This is a genomic window from Panacibacter ginsenosidivorans (genome assembly GCF_007971225.1).
Taxonomy (GTDB): domain Bacteria; phylum Bacteroidota; class Bacteroidia; order Chitinophagales; family Chitinophagaceae; genus Panacibacter; species Panacibacter ginsenosidivorans.
On sequence record NZ_CP042435.1, the window covers coordinates 1,677,501 to 1,691,558 of the forward strand.

Sequence of the window (14,058 nt, forward strand, 5' to 3'; positions counted from 1 at the left end):
AAAGGGATTCTTTTCTTTATAAACGAAATATTTATACTCTCTTGAAACAGCATCAAAACGGCAGTGACTCTGATTTTCAACAGGATAAATTCCTTTTACGGCAATATCCGATGGAAGAATGGCATTGAGGTTATACAGCTGCTCCTGTCGGATGAAAATATCGGTATCAAAATGAAAGAAGTTCTGAAATGCATGTACGCCTGCATCTGTACGCGAAGATCCCGTAAGGCTAAACGGCTGACGGAATAAAGTAGTCAAAGCCTTTTCTACTTCTGACTGTATTGTAATTGCATTAGTTTGTACCTGAAAACCACTATACCTTGTACCCTTATACGTTACTTCAAGAAAGTATCGCCGCATAATAGTTATTTAAGCAGGGTCAGAAAACGTTTTTTGTAAGCCGGATCTATCAACTGACTTTCCAACGAAGAAAAAGATGCAGGATCATATACCGATGGATAAACAACATTAAAAAAATTATATCGGCTATCATCTGAGAGAAATAATGCTCCAAGGCTTTTCACCTGATCTGTAGTTATACACTTATCCTGGATATTTTTTTTGGCTACGCCTATCATCTTCTCGTCATTATCCGCACTAACCATCTTCTTTTTTAATTTATCCATATCGTTTTCCGTGAGAATCGTTTTGCACTCAGGCTTAATGGTTAGCTGTTGTTTCTTAGTTTCAGTACCATTAGTGATATTTTCACTTGCAGTTGGCATTTCAGTTTCATTATTAACTGCTGGCTTTGTGTCATCTTTTTTGAAAAAGGGATTATTAACTTCTCCTGATTTATCAGATGCTACAGTATCTTCCTTTTTTACAAAAGTTTCTTCTTTAGCAACAAGGATTGTATCAGGGTTCTTTTTTTCTTCTGCTATTTGTTGTTCTTCAGTCTTTACAGCCTTTACCGCTTCTTTATCATCATTTAAAGAATCTGCTATAACAGGCAGAAAAATTCTTATCGTATCATTTAAACCATTTGATTTATCTACAAAAACCATATCCCTTCCTGTGTCTGTAAATGACTCTGTGATTTTAAGCAGAGCTAGCTTTTCAGCAACGGACGTACCCGCTGCATTTGTCAATGCTTCACCCTGAACAACAACTTTATTTTTATTTTTATCATCATTATTTTTGGTCTCTGCAACATCACTGTCTTGTTTAATCGCAGATAAAGTATCAATCACAGCTATTGGCTTTTCCTTTTCAGGTTTTATAGGCTCGTTCTTTTGATTCAATGTAGAATCATTTGCTACTTCAGAAAGCATATTACCAAAAGCCCCAGGGTCTTCTACAGGCGTTATTTGTTCCGTTACTAATGCTGCAGCACCTGCCGCCATTGTAATTTCAAGACTTTGCAGGTTATAAAGCCCCCAGCCCTTTTCACCATAATTTTTCAAGGCAAAGCCTGCATCAGCTTTGTCTACGGAACAAGTAAACTGTTGTTCCGGAAATTTTTTATCCGGAAATGAAATATTGAATTGATAATTGCCTTTGTTGAGTTTTGGAATAATTACATACCCTATCGAAGACGAGTTATAAGTGGCCCCATTTACAGTAACATCAAAAGGAAGTTTATCATCTGCCTGTATATATACAAAATGATTCTGCTGTGCATGTACATTTATACTAGCTAAACAACACAAACACGCACCTATTAATACAATTTTGAAAACCTTATTCATCGCCCTGATTTGTTTTAGACAAAACTAATGCAAAAACAAAGCCGTTTATCAGGCACGATAGTTTGAAACCATTTTTATGTTTTTTGAACCAGGCTACAGATAAGCTATTAAGCTTCCGTTGCGTCGCACTCTTGTACTGAAAAACAGCTTTGAGCTTTTAGCGCCGAATTTCGAGTTAAAATGCATTGCAAACTGCTCATAGCTTGCTGCTCATAGTTCCGAAACTTGAAGTGAGTGACACAACCGCTGATGCTACAAAAAACAAAAGCACACAAACAAAAAATAAATGAAAAGATGCCGTGAACATTTTTGCAAAACTGCATGTTGTTAAAACCATTTATATATTTCTTTACGCTGTCTATACGACAGAAGAATACTTTTGCAGTTCCAAAAATTATAATAATGAAGAAATGCTGTTTTTTGATTGGACTATTTGCTGTACAGTTACTCAATGCACAGGATGTGGTTGTAAAAGCTAGTAAAGATAACTCCTGGAAAAAAATATACAGGGCTGAAGCTTCAAAGATTAATGATCTCGTTAATACAAAACTGGATGTGCGTTTTGATTATGCCAATGCGTGGATGTATGGAAAAGAATGGTTAACACTAAAACCACATTTTTATCCTACAGATTCTTTATCGCTGGATGCACAGGGAATGAAAATAAATGAAGTTGCGATTATCACCGGTACAAAAAAATTACCACTTAAGTATGCATATGATAATAAGATTTTAAAGATCACACTTAATAAGACGTATAAAGGCGGTGAAAATTATACTATCTATATTGATTATATATCTAAACCCAATGAAGTAAAAGTTGAAGGCAGCTTAGCAATTAATGATGCAAAGGGATTATATTTTATTAATCCAAAAGGTGAAGAGAAAAATAAACCCACACAAATATGGACGCAGGGGGAAACAGAAAGCAACAGTGTATGGATGCCAACCATTGATAAACCCAATCAAAAAAGCACTGAAGAAATAAGCATGACGGTGCCTGCAAAATATGTTACACTTTCCAATGGCTTATTAATAAGCCAAAGGAAAAATACAGATGGCACAAGAACCGATACATGGAAAATGGATCTGCCCCATGCTCCTTATCTTTTCTTTATGGGCGTGGGTGATTACGCAGTTATTAAAGACAGTTACAAAGGCAAAGAAGTAAGCTACTATGTAGAGAAAGAATATGCGCCTGTTGCACGAAAAATATTTGGCAATACACCCGAGATGATCAAATTCTATTCAGAAAAACTGGGTATAGAATTTCCCTGGGCAAAATATTCGCAGATAGTAGGCAGAGATTATGTAAGCGGTGCCATGGAAAATACTACTGCTACATTACATCAGGAAAGCGCTTATCAGGATGCAAGACAATTATTAGATGGCAACTCATGGGAAGACGTTGTGTCGCATGAATTATTTCACCAGTGGTTCGGAGATCTTGTTACCACTGAAAGTTGGAGCAACATCACCGTAAATGAAAGTTTTGCAGATTTTAGTGAAACACTTTGGGAGGAATATAAATATGGCAAAGATGCGGGTGATGAACACAATTTTTCTGCCATGCAGGACTACCTTTTAAGTGGGAGCGAAAACAAAGATCTCGTTAGGTTCTACTACAGGGATAAAGAAGATATGTTTGATGATGTAAGTTATCAAAAAGGAGGACGTGTATTAAATATGCTGCGCAGCTATGTTGGAGAAGATGCATTTTTCAAATCGCTTAATAAATATCTTACTGACAATAAATTTAAGACAGGTGAAGCGCAGCAACTACGTCTTGCATTTGAATCTGTTACTGGCCAGGATCTTAACTGGTTCTGGAATCAGTGGTATTACAGTAGTGGCCATCCTATTTTAAAAATTGATTACAGTTACGATGACGCAGCAGGCCAGGCGATGGTTATAATGCAACAATTGCAGAAAGGCGATAAGATATTTAAACTACCTATTGCTATTGATATATATAACGGTGCTGATAAAAAAAGCTATAATGTATGGATGAATAATAAAACCGATACGTTTTCTTTCAGCTATACAACACGTCCTGATCTTATAAATGTAGACGCCAACAAAATTATTCTCTGCCAAAAGACAGATAATAAAACAGCAGATAATTATTTAGCACAAATAAAATACGCACCACTTTATCTCGACAGAAGGGAAGCACTTGAATATTTTGCAAAGAATAACATGCAGGAAATTACACTTGGCTTAAAAGATAAATTTGCAGGGCTACGTTCTTACACGCTTGATCTTATTGGTGAAGATTCTGCATTACTTTCAAATGAAAGTACTATTGAAACCATTGAGATGATGGCTAAAACAGACAGCGACAGAAAAACAAAAGCAAAAGCTCTGGAAGTACTGGCTACTACCGGGAATGCAAAATACAAACCACTGTTTGCGCAGTATATTAATGATTCATCTTACAGTATAGCAGGCGCTGCACTTATGGGCTTAAATAATCTTGATGGCGCAAATGCGCTGGCGCTTGCAAAGAAAATGGCGCCTGATGCAAAAGGAAAACTTGATGACGCTATTGCTGCTGTTATCATGCAAAACGGCACAGAAGCTGATTTCGATTTTCTTGAAGACCGCTATGTTAATCTGCCCCTGAGTGAAACAAAAGTTTCGGCAACGCTTGCATTCTGCGATTATCTTACAAAGCTTTCCGACACTGCAAAAATAAAATCAGGTATCGATAAAGTAGTCGCTTTTAGAAATGAAATACCAGAAGCGTACCGGGCATTTATAGATCCTGCTATAAAAAATGCCCTTCAAAATGTAGCTGCTGCAAAGGGGCCCGAAATTGGAAACTACATCAGTAATGCTTTAAAATAAATTGTCACCGGCTTTAAATAAATTTCAATGTCTTCCCGTTAAAATGGGGAGACATTTTTATTTACACTTTTATAAATGCTTTTAGCAAAGAAGAATTTTATTATCCGGGCTAAAGTTACTCATAGCATCGTTCCTTGCGTCGCACACTTGTACATGAGTAAATATAGCAGCAATAAAACCGGGCTACAATTCTTACGCACACAATTATTTTTTAAATTATACTTTTGATCAAAATGCAGTTTATGACTAAAACAGCAGTTGTTTGTGGAGCTGGTGGTTTTATAGGCGGGCACATAGTAAACCGTTTAAAAAACGAAGGATACTGGGTGCGCGGAGTTGATCTCAAAGAAAATGAATATGGCAACATGCAGGCAGACGAATTTATTATTGGCGATCTCTGCAATGCTGCAGTAGCAGAAAAAGCAACAGCAGGCATGCATGAAATTTACCAGCTTGCAGCAGATATGGGTGGTGCCGGCTATATTTTTACGGGTGATAATGATGCTGCGGTAATGCATAATTCTGCACTGTGCAATCTTAATGTATTACATGGCGCTTACCTGGCCGGTGCAAAAAAAATATTCTACTCTTCATCAGCATGCATATATCCTGAGTATAACCAGTTAGACCCTGATAATCCAAATTGCACAGAAGACTCTGCCTATCCCGCAGCGCCGGACAGTGAATATGGCTGGGAAAAATTATTCAGTGAACGTTTATATCTTTCTTACAGCAGGAATTATAATATGCAGGTAAGAATAGCACGTTTCCATAACATATTTGGGCCACAGGGAACATGGAAAGGCGGCAAAGAAAAAGCGCCAGCAGCCATGTGCCGCAAAGTTTGCGAAGCAGACAACAACAGCTATATTGAAGTGTGGGGAGATGGCAAACAAACACGCTCTTTTCTTTATATAGATGAATGTATTGAAGCAGTAAGAAGATTAATGGAATCTGATTTTACCGGGCCGGTTAATATTGGCTCAGAAGAAATGATCTCTATTAATGACTTTGCAAAAATGGTAATTGATATTTCCGGCAAGAACATAAGTATCAAAAATATTAAAGGACCGACGGGTGTAAGAGGCAGAAAGTCAGACAACAAAATGATAAAAGAAAAATTAGGCTGGCAGCCTTCTATGCCGCTAAGAAAAGGAATGGAAAAAACTTATGCATGGATCAAGGAACAGTCAAGCATTTACCAGCGGCCTGCAGTAAATGTATAAGTGCTTATATTTTTTTTAAAAACTGCCATTCTAAATGGCAGTTTTTTTTATTTTGATGTGTATATAAATTTCAATTGCTTTGCTGCAGTACATTGAATTGTACAAGAGTGCGACGCAACAGGTTTTTAATGTATATTCTAATGCCAGGCTCATAATTTTCATCTTTTTTTATTCTCCCTATTTCCAGTAGGATTAATGCTTTACCTAATTTAGCGTACCAACGTTCCCAATGAAATTGAAAACACATCAACCAAACACCATCTTGCTTATTCAAAAACATTTTATAGTCCTTTTATTTCTGGCAGGAATGCTTTTTCAAAGCCATACCGGTTTTTCACAAACAAAGGTTATTGATGACCTAAAACAAGTTATCCAAAAAGCACAGTCTCCAAAAGAAAAAATTCAGGCAATTCTTGATCTGTGTGATCAGGGTTATTCACTGCATTCCGACACACTAATGGCTTATGCAGAAAGGGCCCGAACAATTGCACAGGAACAAAACGATTTGCGTGATGAAGTGTGGGCAATGTATTACGAAGCATTTGCTCTTACAAATAAAGGTCTCATTGATTCTTCCCTGGATGTGGCCAACCAATGTCTTCAAATTTTATCAGGTAAATCAGAAGATCAGGTGTTGCAGGCTAATGTGCTAAATCAAAAAGGCCGATGTTATATGCGAAAGAATCAATACAAGGAAGCAATTGATATGGGTTACCAGGTAATTGATAAAGCGGAAAAAGCCAGGAACATACTATTGCAGATAAAAGGTAAAACGCTTATTGGCTGGGCCTACCTGGAAATAGGGCAAACCAATGAAGCTTTAAGCTGGCATCTGAAAGCATTAAGAACTACCAGCGACACCATGCTTCTGGAAAAATATGGGATTTTATTTGCCAATCTTGCACTAAACTATAGAGGGCTTGGAAAAACAGACTCCAGCCTTTACTATATAAGTAAAGCCATAAACTATTCAAGGAAAAATGAAAACCTTTTTGCCCTGTCTAATTCTCTTGCTATCCAGGCCCAGTTATATACAACATCTGGTAAGAGTCAACTGGCTGAAGCTCCTTTGAAAGAAGTGGTCGCTATCAGAAAACTAATCGGTGATCCATTTTATATTGTTTCTGATATGGCCCAGTTGGGCTTGTATTATGCGGATAATAAACAACCTGATAAAGGAATTGCTATTTGTAATGAAGGCATTGCAATAGCCCGGCAATATAAGCTTGATACAAAGCTCTTTTTTCTATTCAATACACTCGCAGAGAACTACAAGGCCCAGGGCGATACCGGCAAATATGCTGAAGTATTAGAACAGATCATTTCACTAAAGGATTCTATTTACAAAACAAACTCTGCAGAAGCACTTGCAGAAATGCAGGCAAAATATGAAGTGCAGAAAAAAGAAAACACCATTATTCAGCAGAAATATGATCTTACTAAAAAGAATTATTTTATTTATGGCACTGCTGGTTTGCTTGCGGCAACTTTATTATTCGGGTATTTCTATTTTCAAAACCGCAAAAAGAATCAACGCATAAAACTGCAAACAATGGAAATGGAGCAGAAGAAAAAAACCATACAGGCAGTAATGCAGGCAGAAGAGGATGAACGAAAACGCATAGCCGGTGATCTGCATGACAGCGTAGCTCAAAAAATGGTTGTTGCAAAACTTAATCTTGAAGTATTAGGAAATCACTTAAATGGTCTTGATGAATCACGCAAAAAAATTTACAATAACATTACCGCACTCCTGGAAGAATCCACCACTGAAGTAAGAAATCTTAGCCATAGTATGATGCCGCAGGCATTTTCGCATTCAGGTTTTACTAATGCAGTAAAAGATCTGCTTAATAAAATTGAGGCCCCGGAATTAAAAATTAATTTTAGTGCTGAAGGTAATTTTACGAACATTAAAGAAAATACTACATTGATGATCTACCGTATTATACAGGAATGTGTGCAGAATGTTTTAAAACATGCCGGCGCCACTAGGTTGGATGTGGCCATGATCAATGAAAATAATGAGATCGATGTAACCATTGAAGACAATGGTGTTGGCTTTAACACAAATGATGCGGGCTTAGCTAAAAACAATGGCATAAAAAATATTCGCTCAAGAATAGAGTACCTTAACGGAACATTAGATATTAACAGCAATCCGGGTAAAGGAACAATGATAGCTTTTTACATACCGTTATAACAGCAATAAATTTATCTATATCAGCAGTAACAACCATATTATCCAACTCGCCATTCTCGATGATCACCAAATCGTGATCGATGGTTTAAAATTATTACTGCAGGATAATACAAAATTCAATATAGCAGCAGAAGCCAATACAGCAGAAGATATGCTTGTGCTACTTGGCCAGGTAAAGATTGATGTGCTGCTTACAGATATAACTATACCGCATGGAATGAACGGTTATGATCTTTCGCTTACCGTAAAAAGAAAAATGCCGCATATAAAAATCCTCGCTTTATCTATGAGTGAAGAAGGTGCAACAATTGCAAGAATGATTGAAGATGCAAAAATCGATGGTTATATTCCCAAAGCTTCCGGGCAAAAAGAATTATTAACTGCTATTGAAACCATTGTTTCTGGCGGCACTTATTTTTCCAGGCCCGTTTTACAGCAATATGAGATCTTTAAAAAAATAAGGACCGATAATGAATTTCTCAATCTTACTGCAAGAGAGTTGCAGATAATTGAATGTATCATTAAACATTATAGCAACAAAAAAATTGCTGATGAACTATATATCAGCGAACGGACTGTGGAAACACACCGAAAAAATATCTATCGAAAAACCAATACAAAAGGCGAAGCATCATTAATGCAATTCGTAAAAGAACATAAGCTTATTAATTAACCCCATCCTGATAAGCATACTTAGTGAAAGTAATTTTTTTGTACCGTCGTTGGTACTTTAATCACCGTTCCTTGTGTCACTCCCTTGTACTGCAAAACATAATTGAGCTGAGGTTTCATTATCATGCAAAAGGGTTTTCTTTAAATGTATTTTTCTTTTCCGGCAAATACTGCACCGCAAACAATTGCCTTCACTTATCCTCAACATTCCCTGCAACCTTTACCAGTAAAGCGTTTTAGCCATTACTATAAAAAATTACCCAAAGTTGGGTATTGACTTTTCTTTAACAGCAGTGTACATTTGAACATTGTTTTTTCATATCACTATTGCATCCAATCAGTTATTAAAAATAGTTATCAAAGGTTCATTGCATTATAATTAAGCTGGTATCAGGGGCTTGGCCATCTGTGCAGTTGAATAGGATTAAAGGAGTACAAAAGTGCGACGCAAGGAACACTGAAGAGAAATGTATAGCCGGGTTCAAAAGAGAGAATGGCATCTGCTAATGTCATGCAAAAAGATACACTTAACAGTAATAACATAGAGCTTACATAACTTACTGTCAACTATAAAATGCACTGCTATCTTAAATTATTTATTCGCATGAAAGTTTATTGACGCAAACAGAAGCAATTGTATTGCATATGATCCCGAACGACCATTATCATTTTTTTAAAATCAAAACCTGTACCGATGAAACAGAAATTTCTACTAATGACCATGGCTTTTTGTGCCCTTATGTGGAGCACAGCAAAAGCCAACGAAAGCGAGCCCAATAATACAAAGGCTCAGGCAAACACACTCACTTTAAACGGAAGTAATACGGGCACAATAGGTGCAACCGGCGATGAAGACTGGTGGAGTGTAACTACTACTGCGGATGGCAAATTAGATGTAACGATTGCTATCTCAAATGGTTTGAATATGTGGTGTCAGATCTATGATAACAACGGCACCATTGTACTAAATTCTGGCTACACTTCAGGGACCGCTACAATTTCAAAAGACGGGCTTGCTGCCGGAACTTATTACTTAAGAGTTTATCCTTATTATAGCGGGCAATTGCCTGCTTATAGTATTTCTAACACCTTAACAGTGCCAACCCAGGCAAATGATGCGGAACCAAATAATACAAAAGCTCAGGCAAAGGTTTTAAACTTAAACGCAAGCAAAACGGGTCATATCGATTATTATTACAATAATATAAGAGATACATTCGACTGGTATAAAGTAACAACAAATGCAGATGGCAGGCTTCGTTTAACTATGACATCTGCAAACGGTCAGAATGTATGGGCGTATTTGTATGATAACGATGGCACTACCCTATTAGGAAGTGGTTATACCGCAGGCTCAGCAGTTGTCGTAAACAAGGATGGGCTTGCTGCCGGTACTTATTATATAAGAGTGAACACGTATTATAATACAGATTGGGCGCCATATACATTGGCCGATAGTTTATTTGTACCCACACAACCAAATGATGTGGAACCAAATAACACAAAGGCACTGTCATTAACCCTGCCGCTTAACGGCTCCGTTACAGGACACAACAATTATTATTACAACAATGTAAAAGATACATTTGATTGGTACAAAGTAACTACTAATGCAGACGGAAGACTTCGTTTAACAATGACATCCGCTAACGGGCAAAACGTATGGGCTTATTTATATGACAATGATGGTTCTACTGTTCTGGCAAGTGGCTATACATCCGGCTCTGCAGTTGTTGTAAACAAGGATGGTCTCTCAGCCGGTACTTACTATGTAAGAGTAAATACTTATTACAATACAGAATGGGCACCCTATACACTAGCCGATAGTTTGTTTAGCCCGGCGCAGACAAACGATGTTGAACCAAATGATACAAAAGCACAGGCAGTTACATTACCCTTAAACGGTAGTAAAACAGGGCATGTCAATTATTATTATAACCTGCAGAAAGACGGACAGGATTGGTATAAGCTGACAACTACAGAAGATGGCATGATAAGCTTAACCATTCAATCCCATAATGGACAAAATGTATGGGCCTATCTTTACGACAATGATGGTACCACACAGCTAAACGCTGCATATACAACCAGCAGCACAACTATCAAGTCAGACGGTCTTTCTGCCGGAACTTATTACATAAGAATAAATACCTATTACACTACCGAGTTTGCACCTTATACATTAAGCAATACACTTACTACTTACACCGATGCCAATGATAATGAGCCAAATAATTATTATGCACAGGCTAAAACATTGCCTGCTAACGGTACTACAACAGGTCATGTTAATTTCTATTATAATGGTTTAAAAGATGCTGAAGACAGATGGAAGATAAATTATACAGGTACCGGTGCCTTAACGCTTAATTTTAATCAGGAAGGTCATAAAATTGATAATTCAACAAAATGCACGTGGGTTCAGTTATATAAGGATACAACGGCTGCGCCTATCTATAATAATTACTTCTGTAGCACACCAAACGTGATCAATTTATCAAGTCTTACACAAGGGTATTACTATGTACGAGTATTTACTTATTATTCCAATGAGTTTACCGCGTACAGCCTAAACCCAGTGTTTACCCAAACAAATGTTGCTTCTGTTACATTACTAAATGCAACACCGGTAAATTCGTGCGATTCGCTTAACAGTATAAGGCTGCAATGCGGCGGCAGCAGTGCTCCTTACAAAGTACAGTTGTATAGGTTTGGAGTTCTATACAGCACAACCAACATAAATACCACAAGTGCATTTACTATTAGTGGTTTACCAACAGGCTACTTCACTGCAAGAGCATACGGGGATGGTGCAACCGGTAATGCCTATAGCACCAGTACTGCAGCAATACTGGAACCAATACCGGCAAATCTTGTATCAGCAAACATTAAGAGTACATCGGCAAAAGTTGGATGGGATGGTTATACAGGTTGCGTTCTCGGATATAAACTACAGTATAAGCCACAAAGTTCCGCTACATGGACAACGAAATACCTGTACGGTACGTCCACAAACATTAGCGGACTTACACCTGCAACGCTTTATCAGTTCCGTGTTGCGTCAGGCGACAGTGCCAATGGTTTCATCGCCCTCAGTCCTTATTCTGTTGTTGCAACATTCACTACTGCAGCAAGCTTTGCAGCAGCCACACAATCAGCAGATAATGTTATTGGCAAAACAACATTAACAGATAATTCAACTTTGCTCGTTTATCCGAATCCTGCAAGATCGTCGTTCCGCATACAGTTCAATGCAAAAACAAATGCACAACTGTCTGCAACATTAAAAGACATGAATGGAAATATCGTATGGAATAAACCCAATACCAACGCATCAGCGTTATCAGGAACAATCGTTGATGCAGGAAAATTAACAGGTGGCATTTATATGCTGCAGGTAACAGACTCTAATGGTAATACAATTGCAAAGAAGGTCGTTGTTTCCAAGTAACAGGTCTGGATTTAACACTAAGGCCCTTCACTTTGGTGAAGGGCTTTTTTATATTACTTGTTCAGATTTTATTGCCTTAAATATTAATCACATTTATTTCATTGCGTTTAAAATTTTCTTTCCCCTGCTTTTAAAGGCTGCAGTTTCATGTGGCATACGATCTTCGATGATGAGCTGTAATTCACCTTTTATTGCAGGATATATTTTAGAAAGATTATAAAGTGTTGTAAGAGAGAATGCTTTAATAGCAACAGTTGTAGTAGGGCTTTCAATAAATTTAAAACACGCAGTCATAACATCTCCATGAAACGATTCAGGAATATCGATTGCTACCAACACACGCACACTGTTTCTTATCACAGCATTATGCACATCTGTCCTGTTTAATTGCGCCACTAGTGATTTAATATAGGGCTTTATCATTTCAGGTTTCTTTCTTGCAGCCCAGCTCACACTCCATGCAGCCCGCTGTGCAAGCCTGTAATCATTGGCAAGAAAACATTGCATTAATGCTGTAAAATTTTTTGCTGATGCACATGCATATTCAGATACTTCCAACATGCGCTTCTTATTGTAAGCTTCATCATCCAGCAATGCTTCTTTAATATTCATCACTTAAACTTTTCAGTTTTTTCATCTCCTGTTATATTGCCACCGCTGCGAATTTGTACCTGCACATTACTGATCCATTCGTTGCAACCCCTACTGTATAAATATTCATTTACATCATTGATCACTTTCATCACTTCATCATAAGTTCCTTCCAGCACAGTAGCGAAAGGTCCAACTTCATGTTTCACTCCTGATTCCTGAATAATCGCAATTGCTTCATCTACCCATTCATAAGGGTGTTTATCCTGCACAATAGGCACAATTTGTATAGACGCGTTGATAATATAATTATGCATGATTTATTTTTTGTTACCAGCAAATGTATTACATGGCACCTTCTGTTGTGTCACTCACTTGTACATTCTGTTTTCATTGCAACAAAAGAGCAATAAAAAAGGGACCAACGGTTGATCCCTTTTCTAAAAAAAATATTTATAAAATTATTTTGCAGGAGGCGTCGTTGGTGGCGGGTTGTCACTGTTAAAAATATCTCTGAACATTTTCCATCCTGCATCTGTCTTTTTCCAGAGCACCAGGAATTTTCCTTTGTCCATTGATTTGTTTTCAGCAGCGAATATTTCATAAGTACCTTCTTCCGTAACATACTCACCTTCCCCGTAAAGCTGCGTGGTATTTAATTTTACATTTCTTACACCCATATCGTAAGCGCCTCTGTAAAAAGTAGCAATTGCCTGGTGCCCACATAATGTATGCATATCAGCCGGGAGAAGGCAGGCGTCGGGAGCGTAACGATCGATCAATAATGTAGAGTCTCCTTTTACGAAAGCATCTGCAAACAGTTGGTTACTGGAAACAATAGCTGCTTTTACTGAATCAAGATTGAAAGCAGATGCAACTATAGCTTCTGCAGGCTTGTTTTCGGAAGCTGTATTGCAACCGGTAGCCAAAAAAGTTATTATTACTAATAAAGAAAGAAACGATTTCATATTAGGAATTTTGTACAAGGTAGGCTTAAGTTATGGAGGATAAAATACCTTTTTCAGGAATTTAATAACAGTATGTGATTAAAAATTCATAGCAAACCTACATGTATCACTGCATCTAGGTTTATTGCTCCATAGACATGGGGAAACGCTTCGTTAACAGATGAAGAAAAATCGTACTGAAATTGTGAATGCAGTTTTAAAGTATCAATGGTAAGTTTTACAAGATCCGTTTTACCTACAAAATATCTTTGTAATACACCTGCAACCTGTTGTGCTGTGCTGCAATGAATAAAGCCTTCTGTATGCAATGATGTGGCTTGATAAATCCCGTTTGCCAAAGCTGTTTGCCATTCCTTTTTTGTAGTGATGTGGTAAATGATATTGTTCATAAGAAACAAATCTGTGA

At 37.4% G+C, this 14,058-nt stretch carries 11 protein-coding genes (1 of these 11 cut by a window edge); 5 read left to right on the plus strand and 6 right to left on the minus strand.

Annotated features, from left to right (window positions below; all coding sequences use genetic code 11):
• Together truA and FRZ67_RS06960 are read right to left on the minus strand one after the other, a co-directional pair.
• Positions 1 to 360, minus strand: the 5' end (the start) of a protein-coding gene (gene truA / locus FRZ67_RS06955) for a tRNA pseudouridine(38-40) synthase TruA (protein ID WP_147188840.1). It extends 399 nt beyond the left edge of the window; the window shows 360 of its 759 coding nt (coding positions 1–360); its start codon is at positions 358 to 360; its stop codon lies off the left edge, out of view.
• Positions 361 to 365: 5 nt separating this feature from the next.
• On the minus strand, positions 366 to 1,691 hold the full coding sequence (locus tag FRZ67_RS06960; RefSeq protein WP_147188841.1) for a proline and serine-rich protein 1 family protein: 1,326 nt from the start codon (positions 1,689 to 1,691) through the stop codon (positions 366 to 368).
• A 402-nt stretch (positions 1,692 to 2,093) separates the two neighbouring features.
• Here FRZ67_RS06960 and FRZ67_RS06965 point away from each other — a divergent pair, with 402 nt between their 5' ends.
• The 5 genes from FRZ67_RS06965 to FRZ67_RS06985 all read left to right on the plus strand — a co-directional run bounded on the left by FRZ67_RS06965 (position 2,094) and on the right by FRZ67_RS06985 (position 12,093).
• A complete protein-coding gene (locus FRZ67_RS06965) occupies positions 2,094 to 4,541 on the plus strand; it encodes a M1 family metallopeptidase (protein ID WP_147188842.1) in 2,448 nt (815 codons plus the stop codon).
• Between the two features lie 242 nt (positions 4,542 to 4,783).
• Complete coding sequence (locus tag FRZ67_RS06970) at positions 4,784 to 5,767, plus strand: NAD-dependent epimerase/dehydratase family protein (RefSeq protein WP_147188843.1); 984 nt, start codon at positions 4,784 to 4,786, stop codon at positions 5,765 to 5,767.
• Positions 5,768 to 5,996: 229 nt separating this feature from the next.
• Positions 5,997 to 7,970, plus strand: a complete 1,974-nt coding sequence (locus tag FRZ67_RS06975; RefSeq protein ID WP_147188844.1) for a tetratricopeptide repeat-containing sensor histidine kinase — start codon at positions 5,997 to 5,999, stop codon at positions 7,968 to 7,970.
• Between the two features lie 52 nt (positions 7,971 to 8,022).
• Positions 8,023 to 8,643 (plus strand): response regulator, encoded by a 621-nt coding sequence (locus FRZ67_RS06980; RefSeq protein WP_225975586.1) that lies wholly within the window; start codon positions 8,023 to 8,025, stop codon positions 8,641 to 8,643.
• A gap of 693 nt (positions 8,644 to 9,336) precedes the next feature.
• The gene (locus tag FRZ67_RS06985; protein ID WP_147188846.1) at positions 9,337 to 12,093 is read left to right on the plus strand and encodes a pre-peptidase C-terminal domain-containing protein; all 2,757 of its coding nucleotides are present in this window, start codon (positions 9,337 to 9,339) and stop codon (positions 12,091 to 12,093) included.
• 93 nt (positions 12,094 to 12,186) lie between these two features.
• On the opposite strand, the gene FRZ67_RS06990 is transcribed toward FRZ67_RS06985, so the two are convergent.
• The 4 genes from FRZ67_RS06990 to FRZ67_RS07005 form a co-directional block, all read right to left on the minus strand.
• Positions 12,187 to 12,705, minus strand: coding sequence for a HEAT-like fold family protein (locus FRZ67_RS06990; protein ID WP_147188847.1), 519 nt, complete (start codon positions 12,703 to 12,705; stop codon positions 12,187 to 12,189).
• Entirely contained in the window at positions 12,705 to 13,001 is a 297-nt protein-coding gene (locus tag FRZ67_RS06995; protein WP_147188848.1) for a thiamine-binding protein, read from the minus strand. Before FRZ67_RS06995 ends, FRZ67_RS06990 begins: the two co-directional genes overlap by 1 nt.
• A gap of 144 nt (positions 13,002 to 13,145) precedes the next feature.
• On the minus strand, positions 13,146 to 13,652 hold the full coding sequence (locus FRZ67_RS07000; protein ID WP_147188849.1) for a YybH family protein: 507 nt from the start codon (positions 13,650 to 13,652) through the stop codon (positions 13,146 to 13,148).
• A gap of 86 nt (positions 13,653 to 13,738) precedes the next feature.
• Positions 13,739 to 14,041 (minus strand): DUF952 domain-containing protein, encoded by a 303-nt coding sequence (locus FRZ67_RS07005; RefSeq protein ID WP_147188850.1) that lies wholly within the window; start codon positions 14,039 to 14,041, stop codon positions 13,739 to 13,741.
• Positions 14,042 to 14,058 lie beyond the last annotated feature (17 nt).

Bases quoted from the DNA above. Each gene is read 5' to 3' on its own strand.
- FRZ67_RS06960 (WP_147188841.1), bottom strand. From the start codon at position 1,691: ATGAATAAGGTTTTCAAAATTGTATTAATAGGTGCGTGTTTGTGTTGT.
- FRZ67_RS06965 (WP_147188842.1), top strand. From the start codon at position 2,094: ATGAAGAAATGCTGTTTTTTGATTGGACTATTTGCTGTACAGTTACTC.
- FRZ67_RS06970 (WP_147188843.1), top strand. From the start codon at position 4,784: ATGACTAAAACAGCAGTTGTTTGTGGAGCTGGTGGTTTTATAGGCGGG.
- FRZ67_RS06975 (WP_147188844.1), top strand. From the start codon at position 5,997: ATGAAATTGAAAACACATCAACCAAACACCATCTTGCTTATTCAAAAA.
- FRZ67_RS06985 (WP_147188846.1), top strand. From the start codon at position 9,337: ATGAAACAGAAATTTCTACTAATGACCATGGCTTTTTGTGCCCTTATG.
- FRZ67_RS06990 (WP_147188847.1), bottom strand. From the start codon at position 12,705: ATGAATATTAAAGAAGCATTGCTGGATGATGAAGCTTACAATAAGAAG.
- FRZ67_RS06995 (WP_147188848.1), bottom strand. From the start codon at position 13,001: ATGCATAATTATATTATCAACGCGTCTATACAAATTGTGCCTATTGTG.
- FRZ67_RS07000 (WP_147188849.1), bottom strand. From the start codon at position 13,652: ATGAAATCGTTTCTTTCTTTATTAGTAATAATAACTTTTTTGGCTACC.
- FRZ67_RS07005 (WP_147188850.1), bottom strand. From the start codon at position 14,041: ATGAACAATATCATTTACCACATCACTACAAAAAAGGAATGGCAAACA.